26 protein-coding genes and 2 tRNA genes are annotated in these 25,462 nt (G+C 53.9%); 9 read left to right on the forward strand and 19 right to left on the reverse strand.

What is annotated here, in order from left to right; genetic code table 11:
* Positions 1-234: 234 nt before the first annotated feature.
* A complete protein-coding gene (sulA, locus tag AAGR22_RS08700) occupies positions 235-750 on the reverse strand; it encodes an SOS-induced cell division inhibitor SulA (RefSeq protein ID WP_067702953.1) in 516 nt (171 codons plus the stop codon).
* Between the two features lie 214 nt (positions 751-964).
* Between sulA and AAGR22_RS08705 the strand changes: the two genes are divergently transcribed.
* Positions 965-1,573, forward strand: a complete 609-nt coding sequence (locus AAGR22_RS08705) for a TfoX/Sxy family DNA transformation protein (protein WP_067702956.1) — start codon at positions 965-967, stop codon at positions 1,571-1,573.
* 18 nt (positions 1,574-1,591) lie between these two features.
* On the opposite strand, the gene yccS is transcribed toward AAGR22_RS08705, so the two are convergent.
* Positions 1,592-3,736 carry a YccS family putative transporter gene (gene yccS / locus AAGR22_RS08710; RefSeq protein WP_345831290.1) on the reverse strand — a complete coding sequence of 715 codons (2,145 nt, stop codon included), beginning with the start codon at positions 3,734-3,736 and terminating at the stop codon, positions 1,592-1,594.
* Positions 3,737-3,738: 2 nt separating this feature from the next.
* Positions 3,739-4,185 (reverse strand): YccF domain-containing protein, encoded by a 447-nt coding sequence (locus tag AAGR22_RS08715; protein WP_345831291.1) that lies wholly within the window; start codon positions 4,183-4,185, stop codon positions 3,739-3,741.
* Positions 4,186-4,318: 133 nt separating this feature from the next.
* Between AAGR22_RS08715 and helD the strand changes: the two genes are divergently transcribed.
* Positions 4,319-6,373 carry a DNA helicase IV gene (gene helD / locus AAGR22_RS08720; RefSeq protein ID WP_345831292.1) on the forward strand — a complete coding sequence of 685 codons (2,055 nt, stop codon included), beginning with the start codon at positions 4,319-4,321 and terminating at the stop codon, positions 6,371-6,373.
* 36 nt (positions 6,374-6,409) lie between these two features.
* Here helD and AAGR22_RS08725 read toward each other — a convergent pair whose 3' ends face one another.
* Both AAGR22_RS08725 and AAGR22_RS08730 read right to left on the reverse strand, forming a co-directional pair.
* Complete coding sequence (locus AAGR22_RS08725) at positions 6,410-6,868, reverse strand: methylglyoxal synthase (protein WP_067702973.1); 459 nt, start codon at positions 6,866-6,868, stop codon at positions 6,410-6,412.
* A 79-nt stretch (positions 6,869-6,947) separates the two neighbouring features.
* Positions 6,948-7,592: a DUF2057 family protein gene (locus AAGR22_RS08730; protein WP_067702976.1), complete on the reverse strand. Its 645-nt coding sequence runs from the start codon at positions 7,590-7,592 to the stop codon at positions 6,948-6,950.
* 188 nt (positions 7,593-7,780) lie between these two features.
* Between AAGR22_RS08730 and AAGR22_RS08735 the strand changes: the two genes are divergently transcribed.
* Complete coding sequence (locus tag AAGR22_RS08735) at positions 7,781-8,197, forward strand: CoA-binding protein (RefSeq protein ID WP_067702979.1); 417 nt, start codon at positions 7,781-7,783, stop codon at positions 8,195-8,197.
* A 78-nt stretch (positions 8,198-8,275) separates the two neighbouring features.
* On the opposite strand, the gene hspQ is transcribed toward AAGR22_RS08735, so the two are convergent.
* Together hspQ and rlmI are read right to left on the reverse strand one after the other, a co-directional pair.
* Positions 8,276-8,593, reverse strand: a complete 318-nt coding sequence (gene hspQ / locus AAGR22_RS08740; protein WP_067702981.1) for a heat shock protein HspQ — start codon at positions 8,591-8,593, stop codon at positions 8,276-8,278.
* Between the two features lie 60 nt (positions 8,594-8,653).
* Positions 8,654-9,844, reverse strand: coding sequence for a 23S rRNA (cytosine(1962)-C(5))-methyltransferase RlmI (rlmI, locus tag AAGR22_RS08745; RefSeq protein ID WP_345831293.1), 1,191 nt, complete (start codon positions 9,842-9,844; stop codon positions 8,654-8,656).
* A gap of 86 nt (positions 9,845-9,930) precedes the next feature.
* On the opposite strand from rlmI, the gene yccX reads away from it, so the two are divergent.
* Complete coding sequence (gene yccX, locus AAGR22_RS08750) at positions 9,931-10,209, forward strand: acylphosphatase (RefSeq protein WP_345831294.1); 279 nt, start codon at positions 9,931-9,933, stop codon at positions 10,207-10,209.
* Between the two features lie 49 nt (positions 10,210-10,258).
* Here yccX and AAGR22_RS08755 read toward each other — a convergent pair whose 3' ends face one another.
* On the reverse strand, positions 10,259-10,585 hold the full coding sequence (locus AAGR22_RS08755) for a TusE/DsrC/DsvC family sulfur relay protein (protein WP_345831295.1): 327 nt from the start codon (positions 10,583-10,585) through the stop codon (positions 10,259-10,261).
* A gap of 332 nt (positions 10,586-10,917) precedes the next feature.
* Here AAGR22_RS08755 and AAGR22_RS08760 point away from each other — a divergent pair.
* From AAGR22_RS08760 to agp, 3 genes are all read left to right on the forward strand, one after another.
* Positions 10,918-11,005: transfer RNA gene (locus AAGR22_RS08760), tRNA-Ser, on the forward strand.
* Between the two features lie 291 nt (positions 11,006-11,296).
* Positions 11,297-11,384, forward strand: a tRNA-Ser gene (locus AAGR22_RS08765).
* 322 nt (positions 11,385-11,706) lie between these two features.
* Positions 11,707-13,491, forward strand: coding sequence for a bifunctional glucose-1-phosphatase/inositol phosphatase (gene agp, locus AAGR22_RS08770; RefSeq protein WP_345831296.1), 1,785 nt, complete (start codon positions 11,707-11,709; stop codon positions 13,489-13,491).
* Positions 13,492-13,667: 176 nt separating this feature from the next.
* On the opposite strand, the gene AAGR22_RS08775 is transcribed toward agp, so the two are convergent.
* The 3 genes from AAGR22_RS08775 to wrbA form a co-directional block, all read right to left on the reverse strand.
* Complete coding sequence (locus AAGR22_RS08775; RefSeq protein ID WP_067702994.1) at positions 13,668-15,044, reverse strand: NAD-dependent succinate-semialdehyde dehydrogenase; 1,377 nt, start codon at positions 15,042-15,044, stop codon at positions 13,668-13,670.
* A 172-nt stretch (positions 15,045-15,216) separates the two neighbouring features.
* The gene (locus AAGR22_RS08780; RefSeq protein WP_067702997.1) at positions 15,217-15,447 is read right to left on the reverse strand and encodes a YccJ family protein; all 231 of its coding nucleotides are present in this window, start codon (positions 15,445-15,447) and stop codon (positions 15,217-15,219) included.
* A gap of 22 nt (positions 15,448-15,469) precedes the next feature.
* Positions 15,470-16,069 (reverse strand): NAD(P)H:quinone oxidoreductase, encoded by a 600-nt coding sequence (gene wrbA / locus AAGR22_RS08785; protein ID WP_067703001.1) that lies wholly within the window; start codon positions 16,067-16,069, stop codon positions 15,470-15,472.
* Positions 16,070-16,511: 442 nt separating this feature from the next.
* Here wrbA and AAGR22_RS08790 point away from each other — a divergent pair, with 442 nt between their 5' ends.
* A complete protein-coding gene (locus AAGR22_RS08790) occupies positions 16,512-16,700 on the forward strand; it encodes a general stress protein (RefSeq protein ID WP_067703003.1) in 189 nt (62 codons plus the stop codon).
* A 62-nt stretch (positions 16,701-16,762) separates the two neighbouring features.
* Here AAGR22_RS08790 and rutG read toward each other — a convergent pair whose 3' ends face one another.
* Genes rutG through rutA form a run of 7 tightly spaced genes read right to left on the reverse strand, consistent with a single transcriptional unit; the run spans position 16,763 to position 22,367 of the window.
* Complete coding sequence (gene rutG, locus AAGR22_RS08795) at positions 16,763-18,091, reverse strand: pyrimidine utilization transport protein G (protein ID WP_345831297.1); 1,329 nt, start codon at positions 18,089-18,091, stop codon at positions 16,763-16,765.
* A gap of 48 nt (positions 18,092-18,139) precedes the next feature.
* Positions 18,140-18,664 carry an NADH-dependent FMN reductase RutF gene (rutF, locus tag AAGR22_RS08800; RefSeq protein ID WP_345831298.1) on the reverse strand — a complete coding sequence of 175 codons (525 nt, stop codon included), beginning with the start codon at positions 18,662-18,664 and terminating at the stop codon, positions 18,140-18,142.
* A 45-nt stretch (positions 18,665-18,709) separates the two neighbouring features.
* The gene (locus AAGR22_RS08805; RefSeq protein ID WP_345831299.1) at positions 18,710-19,300 is read right to left on the reverse strand and encodes a malonic semialdehyde reductase; all 591 of its coding nucleotides are present in this window, start codon (positions 19,298-19,300) and stop codon (positions 18,710-18,712) included.
* An 11-nt stretch (positions 19,301-19,311) separates the two neighbouring features.
* Positions 19,312-20,109 (reverse strand): pyrimidine utilization protein D, encoded by a 798-nt coding sequence (rutD, locus tag AAGR22_RS08810; RefSeq protein ID WP_345831300.1) that lies wholly within the window; start codon positions 20,107-20,109, stop codon positions 19,312-19,314.
* Positions 20,099-20,503, reverse strand: a complete 405-nt coding sequence (gene rutC / locus AAGR22_RS08815; protein ID WP_345831301.1) for a pyrimidine utilization protein C — start codon at positions 20,501-20,503, stop codon at positions 20,099-20,101. Before rutC ends, rutD begins: the two co-directional genes overlap by 11 nt.
* A 26-nt stretch (positions 20,504-20,529) precedes the next feature.
* Positions 20,530-21,276 carry a pyrimidine utilization protein B gene (gene rutB, locus AAGR22_RS08820; protein WP_345831302.1) on the reverse strand — a complete coding sequence of 249 codons (747 nt, stop codon included), beginning with the start codon at positions 21,274-21,276 and terminating at the stop codon, positions 20,530-20,532.
* The gene (gene rutA, locus AAGR22_RS08825) at positions 21,276-22,367 is read right to left on the reverse strand and encodes a pyrimidine utilization protein A (RefSeq protein WP_345831303.1); all 1,092 of its coding nucleotides are present in this window, start codon (positions 22,365-22,367) and stop codon (positions 21,276-21,278) included. The genes rutB and rutA overlap by 1 nt, the downstream gene beginning before the upstream one ends.
* 302 nt (positions 22,368-22,669) lie before the next feature.
* Here rutA and rutR point away from each other — a divergent pair, with 302 nt between their 5' ends.
* Entirely contained in the window at positions 22,670-23,317 is a 648-nt protein-coding gene (gene rutR, locus AAGR22_RS08830; RefSeq protein ID WP_345831304.1) for an HTH-type transcriptional regulator RutR, read from the forward strand.
* A 30-nt stretch (positions 23,318-23,347) separates the two neighbouring features.
* Here rutR and cycA read toward each other — a convergent pair whose 3' ends face one another.
* Positions 23,348-24,745, reverse strand: a complete 1,398-nt coding sequence (gene cycA, locus AAGR22_RS08835) for a D-serine/D-alanine/glycine transporter (protein ID WP_345831305.1) — start codon at positions 24,743-24,745, stop codon at positions 23,348-23,350.
* Positions 24,746-25,462 lie beyond the last annotated feature (717 nt).

The following is a 25,462-nucleotide window of genomic DNA, read 5'->3' on the forward strand; positions in this document are numbered from 1 at the left end:
AGCACCCTGGCGACGTAAAGTCTACAACGTACCAGCAAAGTTACAAGTATGATGTGAGCGACAACAGCAAAAAAAGTTCCTTCCACACACAAATTTTCACATTTGTGGACAGGTTTCATCCTAAAAGAAGAGATTTTGAGAGCTGCTAAACCATTGTTGTGCCGCGCCAGCCCATTATCAGCCGATATTCGCGGGCCTGGTGGAAAATAATCATGAGAAAATTCTTATTTTTACTTAATGATACAAAGTAGAGTGAATTTTTATCCCGTTGCACGGTCTGGAGGTAACGATTTTTGCCCGATCGGGCCGCATGATCAATCCCAGAGCATTTCCTGCGGAGGCCGCATGCTGAAGTCTGAGGCGATCTTCCAGCGTAATTTCACCGGGCAACCAGCCTAAAACCACACTGTAATTGCCGGTTTGCAGCGCTTTAATCATCGCTTCAACGGTAGTGATAGCGCCTGACTGACTCACCTGCATGACTTTATCCAACGGTAAACCCGATTGCATTAGCCAGCTGCGGCTCAATTTTTGCTGAGGCGTTAGCCATAGCTGCCAGCGCGATTGCGTACCAAGCTGCTGAAGCAGAGGCAGTAACAGCATTTGCGTCATGCCTGGCTGGTTTTCACTGTAGATCATTTCGCTGATCAGGCCCGTTGCGCCCTCAGTCTGAGATGTGTCACCGGCACAGGCTGGAGTTGAATTAAAAGCAGCGGTGCGAACACGTGGCTTCAGAGAATGAGTATACATAATGGCTTCGCCCCCAGGGTTACTGTATGAATATACAGTATAGGCCAGGTGGATAAAGATCAACCTTATTTTTTTGAAAATGCCTCGCAAAAAAGAAACGTAAATGTCCTTCCAGGCAATTATTCATTGAACCCTTAACGTCGATTGCATACTTTCTACAGCGCAGCAAAGAAAAAGTTTTACGTAAGGACGGCTTTGGCACAAGGAGAGAGAAATGCATGATTCAAAAGTAAAAATTGAGCAGGCTAAGCGTGACCTTGCCGCATTGGGCGATATCGACAGTCGCAGCCAGTTTGGCGGTTACAGCCTGTCAGTGGGGAAAGTGGTTTTTGCGCTCATCGCGGAGGGGGAACTTTATCTGCGTGCCTGTGAACAGGCTAAGCCCTATCTGGTTGAGCGCCAGATGGAACCTCTCTGTTTCAACAAAAGAGGAATACCGGTGACGCTGGATTATTATCGTGTTGATCCGGCGCTCTGGTCCCAGCAGGAGCAACTGATCGCTTTGTCCAAACTTTGCCTGCAGGGGGCGCGTAAGCATCGTGAAGGGGTTTTACAGAACCGGAGACTGAAGGATCTGCCCAACCTGAGCTTACGTCTTGAACTCGAACTGAGAAGGGTAGGGATCAGCAGCGTACAAATGCTGAGGGAACAGGGGGCGAAGGAGAGCTGGCTGAAGCTCCGGGCCTGTAATAAGAACCTCAGTATCAGCGTCCTGTTTGCGCTTCAGGGGGCGATACTGGGGCGTCATCATCAGGCGCTGCCTGATGATATTAAAGAAGAACTTCGGGAGTGGCACCGGATGACGCTCCGGTGCCCGCAATGAATGAAGGTACGGATACCCCTAAATCTTATTAATGAGGACCTGCTTTCTCAGCTGCGCTAGTTCGGGTAGGAGCGCAATAAGTAAGCCGACCTGTTGCAGAATGAGAGGCTCTTTCGTCTCCGGGTCGGCTTCCATGGTTTCAATTCGCTCAGAAAGGCATGCCAGTGCGTCTGTGGCTTTTACCTCATCAACGCTTTTAACCTGTAGCACGTCGTCAACATAGCAGACAGCATCCTCCAGTACTTTCAGCATCAGTTCATGCTGAATTTTTTCCCGGTGAGCGCCCAGCGCCGAGATATAGCTGAGAAAGGAGTGATTCAGACACATCAGGCGAAAGGCCGCTTCCCGCAGGGGGGCATCCGCATTTTTCTCGGCAGAAATCGCCGACACGACGGATGCCAGCTCAGCGTCGCTGTTATGCGCATCACGGCGCGCAATGCGATAAGCAAGGCGATTATCTTTACCCTGATGGTATTGCACCAGGATGGCATCAAGATAGCGACAGTTGGCGCTTACCGCCTGCTCAGCGACGGCGGAGAGCCGCCTGAAGCGCCAGTCGGGCCAGATAAAGGCAACGGCCAGCCAGGCGAGCGCGCATCCGAGCAGCGTATCAATAATTCTCGGCAGAGCGACTTCAAATCCCTCGCCCAGTAGATTGAAGCAAAACAGTACCAGTAAGGTAATAAACATGGTTGCATGGGCATACTGAGACTGGCGGAAGGCGAAAAACAGTACGCCGGTCACCACGATAAGGATCAGTTGCCCCTCAACCGAAGGCACCAGCCACAGCAGCGGCAGGCCGATGATGATACCGATAACTGTGCCCGCGATACGCAGAGCCAGCCGTCTTTTGGTGGCATTGTAATTAGGCTGGCAAACAAACAGACTGGTTAGCAGTATCCAGTAGCCATGTTGAAGTCCGGTTACCTGAATAAAGGTATAACCTGCGCAGAGCAGAAGTGACATGCGAACGGCGTGTCTGAATAAAGGCGATTCAGGGGAAAGGTGTCGACTCAGCCGCAGCCTGATATCGGCCCAGCCCGTGAGTCCTTCACTGGAAAGCGTGCTGTCGTGGCTTTGCGTGCCAGCAGCCTGAAGCTGTTCGGATTCGATTGTGGCCAGCTGTGCGTCGACGGCCCGCAAATTGTTCAGCAAATAGTGCATGGCTTTTACTTCACCACTGGCGGGCTGTGTGTTCTTTAGCCTGTCCAGCGCGGCCTGAAGATGAACAAACACCCGCTCAAACCGGCCATCGTGCTGGTAAGTTTCCCGCATCAAAATACAGTTGGCCAACTGACGGCAGGCACCGGCCTGCATGGATAGCAGGCGCTGAAAGCGGAAAAGAATATCGCTGTAGCGATACTCCTGACGCAGCGCGTGATACTGGACGTGCGAGGAACTGGCGCGTTCATGGATATCCTGAGCCACAAAATAGTAGTGCAGCGTCCGACGCGTACCACGCTGCCCCCGGTCTCCCCGCAGGCGGGACTGGATTGATATTTTTGACTGATTCAGCGTGGCAACCAGCTGACTGTTTGCCATTGCAACCTCTATCAGGGTGTCGCTGTCGCCCTCTTCGGCATCAGGATCGAACAGGCCTGCCTTGGCATCAAGATAAAGTGCCAGCCCCTCATAGCATCGGGCCATATTCTCCTGGAGTGGACGAATAGGGAAAATGACGTGGCCGGTAAGCGTTAACAGGTTGTACCAGGCCGCGCCCACCAGCAAAAGCACGGGCTGGAGATACCACTGGGGGAACAGACCTATCCCTAACAGGGTATAGATAGCAATGAGCAAGGCACCAAACGCAATGGTGGCGTAGCGCTGGCCAAGCGCTCCCAGCAAAATAAATCCCCAGGTTGACACCGCCAGGCCAGCGGTAAACAGCCAGGGCTGGGGGGAAAGGAGTTCGACGGAAACCGACGCTACGCAAAAACAGACCAGGGTGATAAGCAGGTTTCGCAATCTGCCGCTCAGGCGATCGTCCAGATCGGCCAGCGCAGCGGCAACCACGCCAAGGGTTAGCGGAATGGTCCAGGTTATTTGATTTAACCACCAGGGTAAGCCGGTGGTCCCCGCGAGGGCGATAAATATCCGCAGGTTGTAAAGCAGGGCGCTATTGTAGGCATAGCGCCGAAGGCCGCGCGTAAGCGTGATTTGCATAGTCAGTTAAATCGGCGGCGGGCATTGGCTTCACGGGCAGCCTGAGCCACTTCAACCGGAACCACACGGCGGCCCACTGGCCAGAGCGCGATAGCAGCAATCTTAAAGTTGGCTATGCCCAGAGGAATGCCAATCAGGGTGATGCACTGAGCAATGCCGGTCAGAACATGCATCACGCATAGCCACCAGCCGAAAAGAATAAACCACAGCACATTTAGCAGTGTTCCGCCCGAGTTCAGCACCGCGCTCTTCCGGTCAGGATACAGCTCGTCAACGTGCACCGCTTCATTGCCAAAAGGCACAAGGGAAAGTCGGGTGATTTCCCAGCAGGAGCGGGTTAACGGCAGAGTGACGATAAAAACCACGCTCAATACCGTGGCCAGCAGCCAGCTGAGCGTGGTGAGAAAGCCACCTAAAACAAAGTTAATAATGTTTAAAACAGTACGCATGGGGACAATCCTTAGGGTAAATACGAGTCGCATAGCTTAATGGACTGATTATACCGTTTTTTAACTCTGGAGCGGTACACTCCCGCCGGGTAAACTACCGCCTGGAGAATTCAACAGTAGCCAGGGTCTCGTCATGGAACTGAAAGCAACGTCGCTGGGTAAACATCTGGCGCAACATCCCTACAATCGGGTGCGGCTGCTACGCGCCGGCGTCGAGGTCAGTGGCGAAAAGCATGAATACCTTATTCCGTTTAATCAACTGTTAGCCATCAAATGCAAGCGAGGTCTGGTCTGGGGTGAGCTTGAGTTCTCGCTGCCGGATGACAAAGTGGTGCGGCTGCATGGCACCGAATGGCAGGAAACCCAGCGCTTTTACCATCATCTCAGCCACGCATGGCAGCTCTGGAGCGACGAGATGAGCCTGGTCGCTGCTGACGTACTGGAGAGCCTGGTCGAAAAACTTCACACCTTTGAACAGCAGGAAAAATGGCTGAAGCGCAGTGATGTGGCAGACTGGCGCAGCGTGATTACAGAAGCCTTTTCCTCTTTACCGCTACCCGTTGCGCGATTAGAAGAGTTTGATAACTGTCGGGATGCGGCCCTGTTTTGTTTGCGCTGGCTGGAAAGCGGCGATGCACAGCGCCAGCAGCGCAATGCCAGCTGGACAGAAAAAATGCTGGAGCAGTATGCTGACTTTTTTAACAGGGTTGAAACCTCTCCGCTTAATGCTTCTCAGGCGAGGGCGGTGGTCAACGGTGAGGATTCACTGCTGGTACTGGCGGGAGCAGGCAGCGGCAAAACCTCGGTATTGGTTGCGCGAGCAGGATGGCTGTTAATGCGGCGACAGGCCGCGCCAGAGCAAATCCTGCTACTGGCCTTTGGTCATCAGGCCGCTGGTGAGATGAACGATCGCATCCGAAAACGGTTGGATGCGGAAGGCATAGAAGCCCGTACCTTTCACTCCCTGGCACTGAATATCATCAGCCAGGGAAGTAACAAATCTCCGACGATAAGCAGGCTTGAGACCGACAGTGCCGAGCGGCATAAGCTGCTGATTGCGGTTTGGCGTCAGCAGTGCAGCGAGAAAAAAGCGCACGCGAACGGCTGGAGACAGTGGCTACAGGATGAACTGGCGTGGTCGCCTGGCGAAGGGGAATTCTGGCAGGATGACCGCCTGGCTAAAAAGCTGGCGGGCCGGCTGGAACGTTGGCTGGGGTTAATACGTATGCACGGCGGGGCGCAGGCGGAGATGATTGCATCCGCACCGGAGGCGATACGTGACGTTTTCTCTAAGCGTGTAAAACTGATGGCCCCCCTGGTTAAGGCCTGGAAAAGCGCGCTGAAAGAGGAGGGCGCAATAGACTTCTCTGGCCTGATCCATCTGGCAGTGAATATTCTGGATAAAGGCCGTTTTATCAGCCCCTGGAAGCATATTCTGGTTGATGAGTTTCAGGATATCTCGCCGCAGCGTGCTGCGCTGCTGGCCGCACTGAGAAGGCAAAACAAACAAACCTCGCTCTTTGCCGTTGGCGATGACTGGCAGGCGATATATCGGTTCAGTGGGGCAGAAATGACGCTGACCACCGCGTTCCATCACCATTTTGGTGAAGGCGATCGCTGCTTCCTTGATACCACCTACCGCTTTAACGATCGCATCGGTGATGTTGCAAACCGCTTTATTCAGCATAATCCCCATCAGCTTAAAAAACCGTTGAACAGCCTGAGCAAGGGGGGCAAACGCGCCGTTTCACTGCTGCCAGAAGGACAGCTGGAGGCGTTGCTGGACAAAATGAGCGGCTATGCAGCGCCGGATGAGCGGATTTTGATCCTTGCCCGCTATCACTACCTGCGTCCACAGCTGCTGGATAAGGCGAAAACCCGCTGGCCGAAGCTGAAGATAGATTTCACCAGCATCCATGCCAGTAAAGGCCAGCAGGCAGACTATGTAATTTTGCTGGGCCTGCGGGCGGATAAAGAGGGCTTTCCCGCCGAGGCAAGAGAATCGGTGATTGAACAGGCGCTGCTACCGCAGCCAGAGGCATTTCCGGATGCCGAAGAGCGGCGACTGGCCTATGTTGCCCTTACCCGCGCGAGGCAGCAGGTCTGGCTGCTGTATGAAAAAGAAAATCCGTCGGTCTTTGTGGAGGAGTTCAGAGAGCTGGGCGTGCCGGTATTGCGTAAGCCATAACGGTTGCAGCGGCCACTGTGGGCCGCTGCAACACAATCAGTTCAGGCGTTCCTGCAGATAGCGCTGGTAGTCAGGGATGATAATCTCGACCGGCCGGGTAAAAAGTGGCGAATGGATAATGAAATCAGCCGTCGCGCGATTCGTCGCTACCGGAATATTCCATACGGTCGCCAGGCGCAGTAGTGCTTTTACATCCGGATCGTGGGGGACGGCGTTTAACGGATCCCAGAAGAAAAAAAGCACGTCGATTTTAAGTTCTGCAATCAGTGCGCCAACCTGTTGATCGCCGCCCATTGGCCCGCTAAGCATCGCCGTTACCGGAAGTCCGGTCGCGCGCTGCACCAGGTTACCCGTAGTGCCGGTAGCGTACAGCGTGTGTGCGCTGAGTATCTCTTTATGGATACCGACCCACTCCATCAGCGACGTTTTACAGTGGTCATGCGCGACCAGCGCAATATGTTTTTTTTCCTGAATAGTGCGAGTGGTTTGTTCCATGCCGGTTTCCTGGTTTCACAACAATAGGTGAGGGAGATAACCCTGTACCTGCCGATTTTAAGCGGCAGGGCAGCATACATCAACTGGTACGCAGTGCCTGCATGAGGACCATAAATCGCTGACGCGTAGCAGAGTCAACCTGCTGATACCAGAGATAGAGCAGCCGTCCACCGGGATGTTGACTGCTGGCGAGATCGTCCGGACTTTCGCTGGCCGCTGCGCCCGGCTTTGGCTGACGGGCAAAACGCGCGACCGACGCGACGTTCCCTTTCAAATTGTAGATAACCATCGCCTGTTCAAAATCCATACTGCCCGCCGTGTTCAAGCGGTCGCGCTGACTCTCAATCAGTACCCCCTTTTCATCGACCAGCTGAAAATCTGCATTTTTGTCAAAAGCCTTCCTTAAAGGATGGCTGGTCAGAAGGGGGAGTTTGATAGTGACCGAACGGGCATGCACCGTGTTGAAGGTGACGATCATCGGGGCCGAGAGCCACATCTCATTTTGCTGTGGCCCTTTTTGCAGATTTTTTTCGACTCGAAACAAAAACTGGTGCTGACCGCGTTCCAGTTCAAGGCCCTCGGCACCTTTTAATAACGAACCCGATATTTTATGACCATCAAGAACCAACAGATCGATATCAGGCGAAAGCTTCAGGGTGGTGGCCTGCGTGCTTATCGCAACCAGCATCGCCAGTAGCCCTGTCAGGGACAGACGCAGCTTCATTCTTTCTCCAGCCGGCGGGAATGCGAGTACAGTGAATGTATCAAAGTCTTTCATTATGGCACAGCATTAACATTTTTACATACTCTTAGTGCGGTTTAGTCCAGCCAGTACGCAATAAACCGGCCCAGTCATTAACGAAGTACTCAGAAGGGCATAAAATAAGAGGATTGAATAATGAGGAGGATGCTATGCAGGATAAAATGATTGCGGAGATTTTAGGCGGTACGCAGCATATTGCGCTGGTGGGTGCGAGTGATAAACCCGCGCGAGCCAGCTATGGAGTCATGTCCTATCTGTTATCTCAGGGCTATAAAGTGACCCCGGTCAGTCCGAAGCTTGAGGGGAAGGTTCTGCTGGGCCAAAAGGCTTATGCATCGCTTGAAGATATTCCCGAACCGGTAGACATGGTAGATGTTTTTCGCAATTCGGAAGCCGCTTACGGTGTGGCCCAGGAGGCGATTGCCATTGGGGCGAAATCGCTCTGGCTCCAGCTCGGGGTGATCAACGAGCAGGCTGCGGTGCTGGCAGAGAGTGCTGGCCTGAAGGTGGTGATGGATCGCTGCCCCAAAATTGAAATACCGCGCCTCGGCCTGGAAAAAGCGTAACAGGAGCCGCGTCCGGCTGGAAAAAATAAAAGCCCGCAGCGCGGGCTTTTGAGGGGAGTGACTCTCCCTGCACGACAGTTAATTTCTCAGGCGCGGTGCCTGGAGCTGCTGGCGTATAGAGGCGGCCAGCTCGTCCATGGAGGGCTGTTCGGGGTGATCGCCGGGCAGCGCCCATGAGAGCTGCGCCTCAGCGAGATAGGTGTGTACCGTTTCCCCCTCTTCATTTTCCATGACGACATGGTACCAGGGCGCATGCCGAAGCGAGCCGCTGGTGGTGGTATCATCGACCTCCTGATCCTCCAGAGAGTATTCGGGGTCGACATCAACTACCACGCCTAAGAATCCATGCAGCTGATGCCGCACCTGCTGACCGAGTCCAAATTTGCTGGCAATCATCGTAATCTCCTGAGAAACATGCCCTGTCAATAACATGGGGGCAGGGGCGATGTTTTCAAGTCACAGCACGTGGCAGGCAAAACCCTTAAGATACATTCCTTCCGGGTAGCTGGCGATCACCGGATGGTCGGCGGCCTGACGGAACTGTTCGATAAACTGAACGTCACGCTGCGCATCAAGCGCGGCATCGGCGATAATTTTCTGAAATAAATCAGTCGGCATCAGTCCCGAGCAGGAGAAGGTGAGCAACATGCCGCCGGGGTTCAACAGCTGCATGGCCAGCATATTGATATCCTTATACCCCCGACAGGCGCCCGCAAGCTGATTTTTGTTTTCAACAAATTTCGGGGGATCCATTACGATAAGATCAAATTTCTCTCCCTCGTCGCGATAGCGCCTGAGCAGCTTGAAAACGTCATCACGCAGGAATTCGGCTTTTGACACGTCAAGGCCGTTGAGTTCGATATTCTGACGGGCCACGTCCAGCGCACCCTGTGAGGTATCAACGCTAATGACCTGCTTACAGCCTCCCAGCAGCGCTGAAACCGCGAAACCTCCGGTGTAGGAGAAGCAGTTGAGCACGCGGCGATCCTTTGCGTAGCTACGCGTTGCGAGGCGGCTGTCGCGCTGATCGAGGTAGTAGCCCGTTTTATGGCCGGTCTGGATATCAACCAGCAGCTTCATACCGTGTTCAGTGATCGGCAGCAGGTCGGGAGGCGTGTCGCCCAGCACCGTACCCTGCGTCAGAGGCAGGCCCTCTTTTTTACGCACGCTAACGTCGGAGCGATCGTAGATAGCACAGCTGGGGTAGCAGATTTGTAACGCGGAAATCAGGGCAGCACGCTGGTATTCAGCCCCGGCTGAAAGCAGCTGAAGCACCAGGAAGTGGCCAAAACGATCGATGGTGACACCCGGTAAACCATCGGACTCGCCCGCAATCAGACGGTAGCTGTCCAGATTATCGCGTGCAGCAAGCCAGTCACGCAGCTGCTGAGCGGCGTTAAGGCGACGGACAAAAAAGTCGACATCAATGACTTCGTCCTGCTGCCAGGTCCATACGCGGGCGCGGATTTGTGACGAGGGTGACCAGGCCGCGCGGGCCAGCCATTTCCCCTGGCTGTCACAGACATCGATGGTTTCGCCCGACTGGGCTTTTCCTTCCATTTTGGCTATCGCGCCGGAAAAAACCCAGGGGTGACGACGGAGCAGTGACTTTTCACGCCCTTTGGCAAGAATTAAACGAACACTCATATTTGCTATGCTTACAGTCAGAAAAACAGCGTTTATTGTCCGGTGCCAGCCGGGAAAATGCAATCTGCGTCTTTACGGGAGGGAATATGGCGATAGTGTGTACACGAGCCTGGGTTCATGGCCTGGTACAGGGGGTAGGGTTCCGATACAGCACCCAGCGTGAAGCGAAGGCGCTTGGCCTGAAAGGATATGCAAAGAATCTGGATGACGGCAGCGTTGAGGTGGTTGCGTGGGGAGAAGAGGAACGGGTTGAGGCGTTGTTGACCTGGTTAAGAGCAGGGGGCCCTCGCAGCGCACGCGTGGATAAGGTGCTCGCTGAACCCTGCCCGCCGGGCGACGAACCGGGCGGCTTTACGACAAATTAGTCATTACGCGCCTGCGGACGAGGGTGTGAATATTTCACGCCTGTAGATATCAGAGGCATCTGGCGGGTTTTGGCAGGCCCGCTATTTTAGTGGCCTGTTTTGCCGGACCCTGAGGGAAAAGGCGGAAGAGATAACGGCTGTTGCCCTTTTCTTCACCGTACTCTTTCGCCATCGCTTTCACCAACATACGGACGGCAGGGGAGGTGTTGAACTCCAGATAGAAGCTGCGCACCAGCCGAATAACCTCCCAGTGGGCCTCAGTGAGTACAATCGCCTCTTCAGCGGCAAGCAGGGGCGCTAACGCTTCATGCCAGTCACTCGTCGATTTCAGATACCCCTGCGCATCGCGCTCAATTTCTTTACCTTCAAAAAACACCCTGTAACCTCTCTCTGGTTGATCGGCGGCCAGTGTAGCAAATTTTCCGGGTAAAAAATAAAGCCCGGGGCGCGATGTAAAGGTGTTTAGCTTCGCTGACCGCTGCCCGCTGCCCGCCACATGATGTCTGGAAAGAGATCTGCACTCTGGCCGTCAGATATAAGGAAGGGGTCACAGGGGCGCAAGCGAGCCGCCGGCACGATTAATTGCTGATTTAGTGCGCTTCCTGGCGATTTTAGCGGCAAATGAAAAGCGAATGACTGTTTTTAAAGCAACTGAATTAAAACCTGCTTTACATCGACAGGGCGGATGTTTATAGTGCGCCTCATTGCGGAGGGGTGGCCGAGTGGCTGAAGGCACCGGTCTTGAAAACCGGCGACGGGAAACCGTTCGAGAGTTCGAATCTCTCCTCCTCCGCCATCAAATTTAACGGGTCAGCGAAAGCTGGCCCGTTTTGCATTTATAACCGCATACCTTATTCATGCCAGACTCCAGACTCCAGACTCCAGACTCCAGACTCCAGATTCCAGACTCCAGACTCCAGACTCCAGCACCCCTTTTCCCCCTCACTTTAAAATTAATTGCATAAAAGCGCATAATTTCAACAAAATACGAAAAAAAAGCTTGGCAAGCTCGGTAACAATCCCTATACTGCGCCCCATCAGTTGCTCAGGACGTTTTCTAAAACCGAATGAGTAAAGGATAAAGTGCGGAGGGGTGGCCGAGTGGCTGAAGGCACCGGTCTTGAAAACCGGCGACGGGAAACCGTTCGAGAGTTCGAATCTCTCCTCCTCCGCCATCAAATTCGACGGGTCAGCGTAAGCTGGCCCGTTTTGCTTTTATCTCCCTGCGCCATCCGGTGAAGCCCACATTTCGTTCTGCAGTACATTATCCTCCCGAAATGATTAGAGCATTCCTAAAACATCTTGTATCTTTTCAATCTCCTGATGCGTCTTAAGCGTAAAAGCGATAGTCTGCTATAAACTCAACACGGTTAACGAATGCCCATGCCTGCCTGTGTTCTGGTGGGTGCCACTGCGAGTGGCGTCTGCGCTGTTGGCGTTTTCAACCGCATCGCCTTAAACGGCTGGGCTAAACACCCTTGAATTGATGGAAAAAACATGATTAAAAAATTTAGTCTCTGCGCGTTAGCAGTTTGCTCGGCACTTACCGGGGTGTCAGCCTTTGCAGCTGACGGTGACTACCAGCTTGAACAAGTCCTGATGATGAGCCGCCATAATCTTCGCGCGCCGCTGGCAGATAACGGCAGCGTACTGGCACAGGCAACCAAAAAAGCCTGGCCAAAGTGGGACGTTGCTGGTGGTCAGCTCACCACCAAGGGCGGCGTGCTGGAAGTGTATATGGGGCGCTACACCCGTGAATGGCTGGCGCAGCAGGGCCTGGTGAAGGATGGCGAATGCCCGGCAAATGATGATATCTACGCCTATGCCAACAGCCTTCAGCGTACCGTCGCGACGGCACAATTTTTCACTATTGGCGCCTTCCCTGGCTGCGATATTCCTGTCACTCACCAGGATGCGATGGGTGAAATGGATCCGGTATTCAACCCGATCATTACCGACGGCAGTGATACCTTTAATAAGCAGGCGCTGACCGCGATGAATAGCGCAGGCGATAAGCTGGCGCTTAAGCCCGCCTTCCAGCGTCTGGAAAAGATCATTGATTATAAAAATTCGCCAGCCTGTCGTGATAAAAAGCAGTGTGACCTCGCAAGCGACAACCAGAACAAATTTACCGCAGAAAATGGTAAAGAGCCGGGCGTCTCCGGGCCGCTGAAAGTCGGAAACTCGCTGGTCGACGCTTTCACCCTGCAATATTACGAAGGTCTGCCGCTGGATCAAATTGCCTGGGGTCAGATCAAAACGCCTGAGCAGTGGAAAGAGCTGTCAGCCATCAAGAATGCCTATCAGGATACGCTCTTTACATCACCTGAAGTCGCTCGTGACGTAGCCGCTCCGCTGGTGGACTATATTCGCAGCATGCTGGTGGATGAAGATAAGGCGAGTGCGCCTAAGGTCACGCTGCTGGTGGGACATGACTCCAACATCGCGTCTTTGCTGACCGCCCTGGATTTCAAACCCTATACGCTGCCCGGTCAAAATGAGCGCACGCCGATTGGTGGGATGATTCAGTTCCAGCGCTGGCATGATAAGAAAAACAATCAGGAACTGGTGAAGGTGGAATACGTTTACCAGACCAGCGATCAGTTGCGTAATGCAACCCCGCTCTCGCTGGATACGCCACCCCAGCGCGTGACGTTGCAGATGAACGGCTGTACGACGGATGCTAACGGCTTCTGTCCATGGGATCAGTTTACTCAGGTCCTGAATAAAGCCATTCAGGGAACGCCAATGGCAGCCAGCGCCGCCCAGTCGGCCGCCACTCCCGCCACCCCAGCAGACAAAGCAGAAGCGGATAAGGCCGCAGCAGATAAAGCGGCTGGCGAAAAAGCAGCTAAAGAGGGTGCAGCAGGTGACAAGGCTGGTAAGGACAACGTGACGTCTGACCGCGCCGCCGCCGATAAAGCGGCTGAGGATAAGCGCGCCGTAGATAAGATTGATAAGGCGAAGGCCAACGAGAAAGCAAAAGCCGATCAGAAGGTTAAGGCTGACGACAAAGCCAGTGCCGATCAGAAAGCCAAGGCTGACGAGAAAGCCAGTGCCGATCAGAAAGCCAAGGCTGACGAGAAAGCCAGTGCCGATCAGAAAGCCAAGGCTGACGACAAAGCCAGTGCCGATCAGAAAGCCAAGGCTGATGATAAAGCCAGTGCCGATCAGAAAGCCAAAACTGATGACAAAGCTAAGGCGGATGATAAAAATAACGCGGCACCATCAGATGCCGTTACGCCAGCGCAGCCAGTGCCACAGACTGATAAAGCGTCCTGATTCACAGGTAATGGCGTAAAAAAAAGGCCGACGATGTCGGCCTTTTCTCTGTCTGTCTGTCTGTCTGTCTGTCTGTCTGTCTGTCTGTCTGTCTGTCTGTCTGTCTGTCTGTCTGTCTGTCTGTCCGTCGTCTGTCAGCGGGGCGGGATGCCTGTTCGACTCGCTGACATTAACGGTCAGTCAGCGCTGACGACAACCAGCTTCTGATTCACAAACTCTTTGATGCCCAGATCGGACAGTTCACGCCCAAAGCCAGAACGCTTCACGCCGCCAAAGGGAAGCTCAGCAGAGGTATCAGTAGCGGAGTTGATATACACCATGCCGGTTTCAATCTGCGAGGCCAGTTTCTTACCGCGTTCGATATCACGGGTAAATACTGCACCGCCCAGGCCATAGTGTGAGTCGTTCGCCAGCTTCACCACTTCCTCATCATTTTTTACGACATAAACCTGCGCCACCGGGCCAAAGAACTCTTCGAACCAGGCAGGATTGTCACGCGTAATGCCAGAGAGAATAGTTGGCTCGAAGAAACAGCCTTTGCCATCTACTGCCTTACCGCCCACGTGCAGTTTGGCCCCTTTTGCTACCGCTTCATTCACCTGTTTCACCAGGGTGTCGCGCGCAGAAGAAGAAGACAGAGGGCCAAGCGTGGTGCTTTCGTCCAGCGGATCGCCGATTTTAACGTCACGGAATGCCTGAGTGAATTTTTCAAAGAAAGCGTCAGCCACCTTCTCCTGAACGATAAAGCGTTTCGCAGCAGTACATACCTGACCACAGTTATTCAGACGCGCACCGACACCCGCCTTAATTGCTTTATCAAGATCGCAGTCATCAAGCACCACAAAGACATCATTACCGCCCAGCTCAAGGGTGGTTTTCTTCAGGTATTTACCTGCCTGTTCGGCAACGGCACTGCCCGCACGTTCTGAACCGGTTAGCGCAGCACCCTGCACGCGGTCATCGGCAATCAGCTCTGCAACCTGATCGCTGCTGATAAACAGATTTGTCCAGACGCCTTTAGGCGCGCCGGCTTCGTTAACCAGCTGTTCAAACAGAGAAGCACAGTGAGGCACATTTGAAGCATGCTTAAGCAGTACGGGGTTACCTGCGGCCAGGTTAGGGGCCAGCACGCGCATCAGCTGATAAAACGGGAAGTTCCACGGTTCAACGGCCACCAGCACGCCAATCGGGTGATTTTCAACCCAGGCTTCGCCCAATTCACTGGGATAACGCACCGGCGCAAGAAAGCGTTCAGCATTTTCAGCGTAATAGCGGGCAATCTGTGCGCACAGCTGCACTTCGCTGCGGCTCTGACCAATGAGTTTGCCCATCTCAACGCTTGCCGCTTTGGCCAGCTCTTCGACGCGGCCTTCAATCAGCTCTGCAAGCTTCTTCAGCACCTGAAGACGCGGCTGGATCGGGCCTTTCGACCAGCTGGAATGGTAGAGATCGTCGGCGGTAGATAATGCCTGCTCGACCTGATCGGCACTGTGGGCGGGCCAGGTTTTAATAAGTTCGTTACTGGTGGGATTAATTGTCTGATAAGACGACATATTGCGCTCCTTTACGAATAAGCTGCCTGGCTCTCAGGCCTGAAATGTGGATTAAGCGTAGTCGAAAGAACACTAATTTCACAACGTTATCAGTTGACAAAAAAAGTCGGAATATTCCGCTTTAATGCAGCAAAAAGGGCGGAAAAGCCCGCCCCGGGATGATTTAATGACGTTATACGTTTTTTCTTTCGACGGTTTTGTTGTCCCAGGTGAGGACGTCTTTATCGGTTTTTTCAAAGGCGCGAAGTAAAACATCATCGCTTCCCTGTTGCTCCCAAATCTCCTCGGCCAGCTTTTCGTCGTAGTTAGCCACTTCGAATATGGCTTCAGCAATCTCCGGAGAGGTTGCGCGCAGGCTTGCCCATTCTCCAACGTGATGTTCTTTAGATTGTTGCGTTGCCATGTTTACTCTCCTGTGAAGTGTGTTATCCGTTCAGCTTAACGGCCAGTCCGGCGACATATTCGCCCTGAAAACGCGCTATATTCAGCTCGGTCTCGCTGGGCTGGCGGGAGCCGTCTCCGCCCGCAAGGGTGGTTGCGCCGTAGGGGGTACCACCACGCACCTGGGAAATATCAAAGAGTTCCTTCGCCGCATACCCAATTGGCACGATAACCATGCCGTGATGAGCGAGGGTGGTCCAGGTTGAGGAAATAGTGTGTTCCTGTCCACCACCGGTACCTGTGGACGCAAAGACGCTGCCTAATTTGCCGTGCAGAGCACCCGACGCCCAAAGGCCACCCGTTCTGTCAAGAAAGGTGCGCATCTGTCCCGTCATGTTACCGAAGCGCGTCGGCGTACCGAAAAGAATGGCATCGTAATTTACAAGCTCATCGGGGGTGGCAATAGCAGCAGACTGCTGCGTTTTGCCGCCAGCCTGAGCAAAGTGTTCGTCATCCATCGTTTCAGGTACGCGACGTATCGTTACTTCGGCACCGCTGACGCGTTTTGCCCCTTCGGCAACCGCATTTGCCATGGTCTCAATGTGTCCATACATCGAGTAGTAAAGCACCAGTATTTTGGCCATTGACTCCCTCCTTGATAAAATTAAAGGCATTTGCCGGGCGGCTTAAGCCGGGCCAGCCTGTTAAAGGACCGGAAAGCTTGTCAGCGTACTCACAACAAACTTCCTTTCTTATCTTCAGTGAATTGTCAGGGAATAAGTATAGAAGAGGATCACAGTTTTGCTGGGATTTGCCTGTTTCAGGCACCCGGCGAAGAGGTTTGTGTCATGACGCGGAACTAATACATTAGATTGTTTTATACTATTTGCTGGCGCTGATTAATGATTACGTCGTAATCAATTTGTCTTAAATCTCACCGCTGAGTATAAATATTCGCCAACTTTACCCGGTAATCTATGCTTAATAACGTGGCGGCAGCAAATAAACGTCGTCGTCCCTGGGCAGCTTTCAGCCGGGTGAAATAATCAACGCAGTATGATGGCTTAACTATAGCGGAGGTAAGAGATGGCAGAGCATCGTGGTGGATCGGGAAATTTCGCTGAAGACCGTAAACGCGCATCAGAAGCAGGCCGGAAAGGGGGGAAAGCCAGCGGGGGTAACTTTAAGAATGACCCTAAACGTGCCTCTGAAGCGGGCGAGAAGGGAGGCCGCAACAGTCACGGTAATCGGGCAAAAGCTGATGACGCGTCGTAATCGGCAATGATCCAGCGAGCAGACCCCGTCAGGCCGCCGGGTTTACCCGGCGGCGATAACCTTTAGTGCTCCGGTTCAACCGCCGGGCTGTCAGGCAGTGCCGCCTTACGTTGATGATTTAATATGGCATTAAGTAAAATAGCGCCAAAGGTCGCGGTACCGATACCGCCGAGGGTAAAGCTTCCAATCCGCAGTGAGAAGTCCCCCGCACCGGCCACCAGCGTGACGGCAGCCATAATCAGGTTACCGTTCTGACCGAGATCGACGCCATTTTGTACCCAAATTCTTGCGCCTGCGACCGCAATAAGTCCGAAGACCACGATTGACGCTCCTCCAATCACCGGGCCTGGGATAGTGTGGATGAGTGCGCCAAACTTGGGTGAAAACCCGAGCAAAATGGCAATCACTGCGGCAGCAACAAAGACCAGCGTCGAATAGACCCGGGTAACAGCCATCACGCCGATATTCTCGGCATAAGTCGTGACTCCGCTGCCGCCGGATGCCCCTGAAATCAGGGTTGCCAGACCGTCACCCACAAAGGCTCGCCCCATCCAGGGATCCATGTTTTTACCCGTCATCCCCGCCACCGCTTTAATATGCCCAAGATTTTCAGCCACCAGAATCACCGCCACCGGTGCTATCAAAAATATGGCATGGCTGTCGAAGGAGGGGGCGGTTGTGGTAGGCAAACCAAACCAGGGGGCATTATCGATCAGGGAGAAGTTCACCGGTTGCCCAAGCCCGAGTCCGTTGGTTAACAGCATATAAATCGCAAAGGCAGCAATCAGACCGACCAGAATCAGCAGCCGCTGCACCATACCCCGGGTGAAAACGGCGACAGCGCCAATACAAACCAGCGTGATCACCGCCATCCAGCTATCAAACTGGGAGGCAGACACGCTGCGAATCGCAATGGGCGCCAGATTCAACCCGATGGCCATCACTACCGCGCCGGTGACCACCGGCGGCATCATCTTCTCGATCCAGCGCGTACCCGTTTTCATCACCACCAGGCCAATCACGGTATAAATCAGGCCGCAGGCCATAACGCCCCCCAGCGCCACGCTAAGGTGGGGGTTAATCCCCTGTCCCGTAAACCCGGTGACGGTAATGACCACCCCGACAAAAGCCGCGCTGGAACCCAGGTAGCTGGGAACGCGGCCTCCGGTGACCAGGAAGAACAGTAGCGTCCCCACGCCCGACATCAGCACGCAGAGATTGGGGTCAAGCCCCATTAATAGCGGCATCAGTACCGTCGCACCAAACATGGCGACCGCGTGTTGAAGTCCCATGATTATCGTCTGACCCAGCGGGAGCGTTTCATCCGGGGCTACAACCCCCTGCGCCGACGCGGAATGTTTCTGCCATTTTGGAAACCAGGAAGCTGCCATCGTTTTCTCCAGTAGAGTAAATAGTGCCGTGACCGCCGGGTGCAGGGATCAGACGAGCTGTCGCCGTAAAGGGTGATAACGCCGATCGAAGTAGATCAGACCGTGCGTATCGTCATTTGAAATCAGCGCCTGAACCTCGCAGATCAAAATGTCATGGGTGCTGACATTCATTACCTGAGAGACGCGACAGTCGAAAGAGGCGACGGCACCGGTGAGGATCGGCGAACCCGTTATCAACGTGGTCCAGTCGGCGGCGATAAAGCGCTCCTCCATCGGCGTTTTGCCACCAAACAGGGTAGAGAGATCTTCATGATCGGAGGCCAGCGTATTGATGCAGAGCTGCTGATTTTTTCTAAAAATCTCATAGACCGAGGCGGAACGGTTCAGGCAGACCAACAGCGTTGGAGGCGTATCGGTCACGCTGCAGACCGCCGAGGCGGTAAAGCCCGCCCGGCCAGCCGGACCATCGGTGGTGATAATATTCACCGCAGCCCCAAGGCGGGACATGGCATTGCGGAAATCCTGTTTTTCAACCCCGCTGATAGCGGCTGTTACGGGCGTAGCCAGAGTCATATTGTTTCCTTTATTCACAGGGAGAGCGATGGTGATGTTCTGCCATCACTCCAGGATACAGGCGGTAGCGAAATCCAGCCGCGGCAGACGGGGATAAACACTGCCCGGGTCGCCGTAGCCGATGTTGATCAGCAGGTTACTTTTCCAGCCGCTCTCCGCGAAGAAGGCCGCATCCACCGCCTCGCGGTCAAAGCCGGACATCGGACCGGTATCCAGGCCGCTCGCTCTGCATGCCGCGATCAAATAGGCTGCCTGCATTGAGCTGTTGCGAAAGGCGGTCTCCATGGCAAGTTCAGGGCTGCTGGTAAACCAGGCGCGCGCATCCGCATAAGGAAAGAGTTCCGGCAGCCGGTTATAGAAAAGCGGATCCCAGGCAACAATGGCCGTGACCGGTGCGGTCATGGTTTTTTCGAGGTTGCCGCTGGACAGCGCAGGTTTAAGGCGTGCTTTACCGGCCTCGCTGCGAATAAAAGAAAATCTCGCTGGGCCACAGTTAGCCGAGGTTGGCCCCATCTTAACCAGGTCGTAAATCACCCGGATCTGCTCATCGCTGACGGGGCGATCCTGCCAGCCGTTACAGGTGCGGGCGGCGGTGAACAGCGTTTCTAATGCGGTCGTATTCAGTTTCTCTGCCATCGTGGCTCCGGTTATGCGTTTACATCGTGAATCGGTCTTTCCTGCAGCCAGTTCAGCAGCAGCAGGTTGAATTCATCGCTGGCGGTAACGCTCATGGCATGACCTCCCCAGGGCATTTTGACGACGCTTGCGTGGGGGAGCGCCTGCTCCAGCTTTTGCGAACAGGTCCAGGGCACCAGCAGATCGTCCTGTGAACAGATAAGCAGCACGGGTGGGGTAACAGACTGCGCCTGCATCGTGAAATCACAGGCCATCAGGGCGTGCAGGCGGCGCAGAAGATTATCGCGGCCCTGAAAATGCGCCACGTGCAGCGCATCCTCCGCCTCAATGCGCGTCTGGTTCTCCGACAGCCAGTCGGCAGGATAGAGGAACAGCGGCTGGGCCTGGACAAAGCTCTCCACACCCGCCCTGAGCAGCAGAGTCTGACGGACGTCAAAGCAGCGGCGGGTATGGGCATCCAGCCGAAGCCAGCCGTTAACAATGACCAGTCCCTGCACCCGATCGGGAAAGTCGAGCGCCATCTGCATACCGATTGCGCCGCCAAGCGCATGGCCGATAACCTCATAGCGTTCAACGCCTTTTTCAGCCAGGGCCTGCGCAAGTTCTGCCGCCATATCCTTTATGCTGTAGCCTTCTGGTAGCGTATCGGCACTGCGTCCCGTGCCACGCTGGTCATACACAGCAACCTGATAGTCACGGGATAACGCAGCCATTTGCGGGCGCCAGAAGCTCCCTAATCCGCCGAGTCCGGCAGAGAGAACCAGCGTCCTGACCCCGGCATGCGCCGGCCCGGTCAGCTCAATATGCATGCCTGTCTCCGCCTCCGATATGCGCTACGCTGGAAATTTCAATCAGCGCATCAGGCTTCACCAGCCCACACTGGATGCAGAACCGTGCCGGTTTCTCGCCGGGAAAGTAGTCGGCATAAACCTGATTGACTGCCGCATAGTTGCTCCAGTCGGTAATAAAGATGGAGTTGAAGGTGACGTCATCCAGCGTCCCTCCGGCGGTTTCAATCACGCTTTTTATGCTCTCCAGAACGTGACGCGTCTGGGCAGCGGCATCGCCGACGTGCACCACGTTGTTATCTTTATCAAACGGCAATGTGCCGGAGACATAGACTATGCCGTCGGCCAGCGTACCTGGCACAAAAGGGGCGATCGGATTGCCGCTACCCGGCAGGGTGATAATGGTTTTTGGCATGTAAGGTGCTCCTTTATCGGGTGAATTTACGCCGACGGTTCTAATGAAAGCGTTTCAGGCTGAAGCGCGGAGCAGAAAGCGTTGACATCTGATACCCAGCCAAAAAAAGTTTCTATATTGAAGAGCGCTGCCTGCTGGGCAAAGGCAGGCCCGGCCTGGTGAGTGGCGTCCGCCAGCACAATGCCGAAATACTCCAGAAAGAAGCCGTCGCGCAGCGTGGCTTCAACGCAGACATTGGTCGCTATCCCGGTAAAGACCAGATGGCGGATACCGCGGCTGCGTAACATGCTGTCGAGCGACGTATTGAAAAAGCCGCTGTAGCGGGACTTAGGCAGCACAATGTCATCCGGCTGGGGCTGGAGCTGATCGACCAGTGCATAATCCCAGCCGCCTTTGGCGAGCAGCTTACCTTCCAGTTCGGGACGCGAACGCATCGTTTTAAGCGCGTTAGACTTGTGCCAGTTTGGCGAGCCGGGGCCACCGGCCTCCACGTAGCGGTCATCCCAGCCGTTTTGGAACCAGATAATCTGGATACCTGCGTCACGGGCGGCTTTCACGGCGATATTGATGTTTTCTATTACCGGGCGCGTGCCGGAGACGTCAAAGCCAGCGAGGTCCAGATAGCCACCTTCGGTGGCATAGGCATTTTGCATATCCACCACAATCAGCGCAGTCTGGCTGGGAGGGAAGGCGATGGACTCCGGGCGTGCCTTAAGGGTGATGTTATCGAGGTTTGAGGCGGTCGCGCAGACGACCGTTTCTGAACTGTTCATTATGCCACCTCCTGCGTAGCGTTAAGCAGGGCGTGACGACAGGCCATGAGCGGCTGGATACGCTGACCAAAGTTTTCAATTCCCTGAAGGAAGTCATCAAAGGTCAGCAGCACGCCCTGTGTGCCTTCAACCGCCGCCACTTCATCCAGCATACGGGCCACATGGGCATAAGAACCGACCAGCGTGCCCATATTGATGTTGACTGCCGAGGTGGGGTCGGCCATTTGGCGTACGTTGGTATCGCTGCCGGAACGTTTGTCCTGCTGACTTTGCGTCGTTAACCAGGCGAGCGCGTCCTCATCGGCACCGGCTTTATAGTGCTCCCATTTCGCGCGCGCGGCCTCGTCGGTTTCATCGGCAATGATCATAAACAGGACATAAGAACCGACATCCCGGCCTTCTTTATCCGCAGCAGATTTCATGCGTGCTGCGGTGGGGGCAAAGGCTGCGGGCGTATTGACGCCTTTACCAAAGCAGAAATTATAATCTGCATGCTTTGCCGAAAAAGCCATTCCGGCATCGCTCTGACCGGCGCAGATCACCTTCATGGGTTTTTGCGGCTGTGGGCTGAGTCGACAATCGTTCATGGTGAAAAACTCCCCCTTAAGGTCGGATTTACCGTTCCCCCAGAGATCGCGCAGTACCGACACATACTCGGTCAGATAGTCATAGCGTTTTGAGAAGTATTCATCGCCGGGCCAGAGTCCCATCTGATCGTATTCCGGTTTTTGCCAGCCGGTTACCAGATTGACGCCAAAGCGGCCATTGGAAATGGAGTCGATTGTTGAAGCCATGCGTGCCACGATAGCGGGCGGCAGGGTTAGCGTGGCCGCAGTAGCGTAAATTTCGATGCGCGAGGTCACGGCCGCCAGGCCAGCCATCAGGGTAAATGACTCAAGGTTATGGTCCCAAAACTCGGTTTTACCGCCAAAGCCGCGCAGCTTAATCATCGACAGCGCGAAGTCAAAATGATAATGCTCCGCCTTAAGCACAATCTCTTTGTTCAGCTCAAAGGTGGGTTTGTACTGGGGGGCATGGGTGGAAATCAGCCAGCCGTTATTGCCGATAGGGATAAATACGCCAACTTTCATAAAGATACCTCGTATTTTGCATAAAGGATGTTGTTCGCGCTGCGGTGCATCCTGCAGTTCCCGTTTCGGCGGCGCATACTGATGAAGTAGCAAAGGCTGTGCCAGGTTAGCAATACGCTATATATTCAGCAGGTTGAGAAATTTTGTTAAAGTAAAGTAGAGCGCTTGGTCCGAAATGGACCATTTGGTAAAAAGAATGTGCACAGAAAACAGGCAGGTCTGTTCCATGTCGGTGCAGGTCACCTGTTTTTTTCCGATGAGGGCGGTCCAGGCTGGCCTGCGAAACAGATGATGGAGTCACGGTGAATTCAACAGATAAATTACCGCTTAAAACGGCGACGCGTCGTTCCAAAGCGGTAGCCGCGAAGCGCACGGCGATTGTAAATGCGGCACTGGCGCTCTTTTCTCAGTTTGGGCTACACGGAACAACGCTGGATAAAGTGGCGGAGGGGGCGGACGTGTCGAAAACTAATCTGCTTTACTATTACCCCTCAAAAGAGGCGCTTTATATTGCCGTGCTGAAGGATATTCTCGACGTCTGGCTGGCACCCCTTCGTGCCCTCAACAATGAACAGCAACCACTGGAAGCGATTCGCGATTATATTCGTCTCAAGCTCGAGGTTTCCCGCGATCATCCCCAGGCATCGAGGCTGTTCTGTATGGAGATGCTGCAGGGGGCGCCATTGTTAAAAGGCGAGCTTGAAAGCTCACTCCGGGCGCTGGTGGAGGAGAAGTCATCGGTGATTGATGAGTGGATCAGACAGGGCAGACTGGTACCCGTTCAGCCGGATCACCTGATCTTTATGCTATGGGCGGTCACGCAGCACTACGCGGATTTCGCCACTCAGGTAGAGGCCGTCACCGGCAGGACCTTAAATGATGAGAGTTTTTTCAGGCAGACGCTGGAAAACGTGCAGCGGATGGTGATTGAAGGCATTCGGGTACGCTAAGCGGCGGGCCTGGTTGGCCCGCCGCTAACATCAGCTGGGCCTGCGGCGCTGGCGAAGCCACCAGCCAATAGCCAGCAAAATAAACCACACCGGGGTCACCATAAGCGCTTGCCGTGTATCCTCCTGAAGCGTAAGCAGGACGAGAACAAACGCAAAAAAGGCCAGGCAAACCCAGCACATTACCTTGCCAAGGGGCATCTTATAGATGGACTCTGCGTGCAGCTGCGGTCGATTTTTGCGGTAAACCAGGTACGAGCAGAGAATAATGCTCCAGACAAACATAAACAGAATGGCCGACACGGTGGTGACCAGCGTAAAGACTTTCATCACGTTGGGGATCAGGTAAATCAGCGCCACGCCGCCCAGCAGACAGAAGCATGAAAAGAACAGACCGGCAGTAGGCACCGCACGGCGTGACAGTCTGCCGAAACTGCGATGCGCGGCTCCCTGTTGTGCCAGGCCGTAAAGCATACGGCTGGTGGAGAAAATACCGCTGTTAGCCGAGGAGGCCGCCGAGGTCAGCACAACGAAATTAACGATACTGGCCGCCGCGGGCAGACCGATAAGCATGAACATTTCCACAAACGGACTGCGATCGGCGACGACCTTATCCCACGGCGTGACCGCCATAATGACCACCAGCGAAAGCACATAAAACATAATAATGCGCAGTGGAATGGCGTTGATGGCCCTTGGCAGCACCCGTTCAGGGTCCTGCGTTTCTGCCGCTGCGGTACCCACCAGTTCAATGCCGACAAAGGCGAAAATCGCTATCTGAAAGCCAGCAAAAAAGCCGCTCAGGCCTTTAGGAAACATCCCGCCGCGATCCCAGAGGTGTGTCAACGAGGCCGTTCCGCCGCCGGGGGAAGGGTAGTGCATGGCAATGAGTACGATGCCGGTAACGATCAATGCAACAATGGCGACGATTTTGATAATCGCGAACCAGAACTCCATTTCACCAAACAGTTTGACCGTCGCGATATTGAGCGACAGGAAAACGAAGATACAGAGCAGGGCGCTCATCCAGATTGAAAAGTCCGGGAACCAGAGCTGAAAATAGGCGCTGATCGCAACCACATCCGCAATTCCGGTTACCACCCAGCAGAACCAGTACGTCCATCCGGTAAAAAAGCCCGCCCAGGGCCCGAGCAGATCTGCTGCGAAGTCGCTAAAGGATTTGTACTCTAAATTAGAGAGCAGCAGTTCGCCCATGGCGCGCATCACGAAAAACAGCATAAAGCCGATGATCATATACACGAAAATGATCGACGGACCCGCCAAACTGATGGTTTTACCGGAGCCCATAAACAGGCCTGTGCCGATGGCACCGCCGATGGCAATGAGCTGGATATGTCTGTTGTTGAGGTTACGCCGGAGCTCGCCCGGCGCCTCTGATGCCTGGGGCGCGTCTTTAGATTGGTCAACCATAACGAAGTTATTGTCCTTTAGTGATGTTGTCTGAGCTCTGTGGGCTCTTAGTGGGTCGTTTAAAAAAGCGAATTCAGCACTACCTTAAGGTAACTCAGCTTCAGGTCGCTAATATTTTTTCATCGCGGTCAACCACGTACTGGATTCAGGGAAGCAGAATTCCGGCCTGACCTGCGTTTTGGGGCGCAAAGCTTAACGTAAAAGCGACCCGGATACAGGGAAAGTTCAGTAAAGCCCCTCCCAACTGCGCAAAAACGAGACGACATCGCTAATCCCATGTCGCAGCTTACTGTGCAGCTGCTTCTGTGCATGACAGGCTGGAAGGAAGGTGACAAAATTTCACTATAAATTAACCTTCGATATCATTAAGGCAGGGTGACGCGCATGTGAGAGCGGTAAATGTATAGCTATAATTAAGTAAAATTAATATTATATTACCATTGAAATAAAAGCCAAATTAGCCTTTTTCTGGTATTTTATCTACATATATCAGTCAATTAAAAACACGTTTTTTCCTGTTATTATGCTTTCACCCGCGTTAAACATGAGTAAAATTATAAAAATTTATATTAATTTTTGGATTCTGACAGGGTCAGAATTATTGAATGTTTATAGGAAAAATCCTATTCTAGGCGGGATGGCCGGTTTTTGAGAACAGGTTGGTCAGCTGAACAGCCTGGGTAGAGTGAAATGCTGCAAGGTCTTTGCCGGTCAATA

It is taken from the genome of Erwinia sp. HDF1-3R (assembly GCF_039621855.1).
Taxonomy (GTDB): domain Bacteria; phylum Pseudomonadota; class Gammaproteobacteria; order Enterobacterales; family Enterobacteriaceae; genus Erwinia.

Excerpts from the sequence above, each read along its gene's own strand:
- sulA (WP_067702953.1), bottom strand. The coding sequence starts at position 750 with ATGTATACTCATTCTCTGAAGCCACGTGTTCGCACCGCTGCTTTTAAT.
- AAGR22_RS08705 (WP_067702956.1), top strand. The coding sequence starts at position 965 with ATGCATGATTCAAAAGTAAAAATTGAGCAGGCTAAGCGTGACCTTGCC.
- yccS (WP_345831290.1), bottom strand. The coding sequence starts at position 3,736 with ATGCAAATCACGCTTACGCGCGGCCTTCGGCGCTATGCCTACAATAGC.
- AAGR22_RS08715 (WP_345831291.1), bottom strand. The coding sequence starts at position 4,185 with ATGCGTACTGTTTTAAACATTATTAACTTTGTTTTAGGTGGCTTTCTC.
- helD (WP_345831292.1), top strand. The coding sequence starts at position 4,319 with ATGGAACTGAAAGCAACGTCGCTGGGTAAACATCTGGCGCAACATCCC.
- AAGR22_RS08725 (WP_067702973.1), bottom strand. The coding sequence starts at position 6,868 with ATGGAACAAACCACTCGCACTATTCAGGAAAAAAAACATATTGCGCTG.
- AAGR22_RS08730 (WP_067702976.1), bottom strand. The coding sequence starts at position 7,592 with ATGAAGCTGCGTCTGTCCCTGACAGGGCTACTGGCGATGCTGGTTGCG.
- AAGR22_RS08735 (WP_067702979.1), top strand. The coding sequence starts at position 7,781 with ATGCAGGATAAAATGATTGCGGAGATTTTAGGCGGTACGCAGCATATT.
- hspQ (WP_067702981.1), bottom strand. The coding sequence starts at position 8,593 with ATGATTGCCAGCAAATTTGGACTCGGTCAGCAGGTGCGGCATCAGCTG.
- rlmI (WP_345831293.1), bottom strand. The coding sequence starts at position 9,844 with ATGAGTGTTCGTTTAATTCTTGCCAAAGGGCGTGAAAAGTCACTGCTC.
- yccX (WP_345831294.1), top strand. The coding sequence starts at position 9,931 with ATGGCGATAGTGTGTACACGAGCCTGGGTTCATGGCCTGGTACAGGGG.
- agp (WP_345831296.1), top strand. The coding sequence starts at position 11,707 with ATGATTAAAAAATTTAGTCTCTGCGCGTTAGCAGTTTGCTCGGCACTT.
- AAGR22_RS08775 (WP_067702994.1), bottom strand. The coding sequence starts at position 15,044 with ATGTCGTCTTATCAGACAATTAATCCCACCAGTAACGAACTTATTAAA.
- AAGR22_RS08780 (WP_067702997.1), bottom strand. The coding sequence starts at position 15,447 with ATGGCAACGCAACAATCTAAAGAACATCACGTTGGAGAATGGGCAAGC.
- wrbA (WP_067703001.1), bottom strand. The coding sequence starts at position 16,069 with ATGGCCAAAATACTGGTGCTTTACTACTCGATGTATGGACACATTGAG.
- AAGR22_RS08790 (WP_067703003.1), top strand. The coding sequence starts at position 16,512 with ATGGCAGAGCATCGTGGTGGATCGGGAAATTTCGCTGAAGACCGTAAA.
- rutG (WP_345831297.1), bottom strand. The coding sequence starts at position 18,091 with ATGGCAGCTTCCTGGTTTCCAAAATGGCAGAAACATTCCGCGTCGGCG.
- rutF (WP_345831298.1), bottom strand. The coding sequence starts at position 18,664 with ATGACTCTGGCTACGCCCGTAACAGCCGCTATCAGCGGGGTTGAAAAA.
- AAGR22_RS08805 (WP_345831299.1), bottom strand. The coding sequence starts at position 19,300 with ATGGCAGAGAAACTGAATACGACCGCATTAGAAACGCTGTTCACCGCC.
- rutD (WP_345831300.1), bottom strand. The coding sequence starts at position 20,109 with ATGCATATTGAGCTGACCGGGCCGGCGCATGCCGGGGTCAGGACGCTG.
- rutC (WP_345831301.1), bottom strand. The coding sequence starts at position 20,503 with ATGCCAAAAACCATTATCACCCTGCCGGGTAGCGGCAATCCGATCGCC.
- rutB (WP_345831302.1), bottom strand. The coding sequence starts at position 21,276 with ATGAACAGTTCAGAAACGGTCGTCTGCGCGACCGCCTCAAACCTCGAT.
- rutA (WP_345831303.1), bottom strand. The coding sequence starts at position 22,367 with ATGAAAGTTGGCGTATTTATCCCTATCGGCAATAACGGCTGGCTGATT.
- cycA (WP_345831305.1), bottom strand. The coding sequence starts at position 24,745 with ATGGTTGACCAATCTAAAGACGCGCCCCAGGCATCAGAGGCGCCGGGC.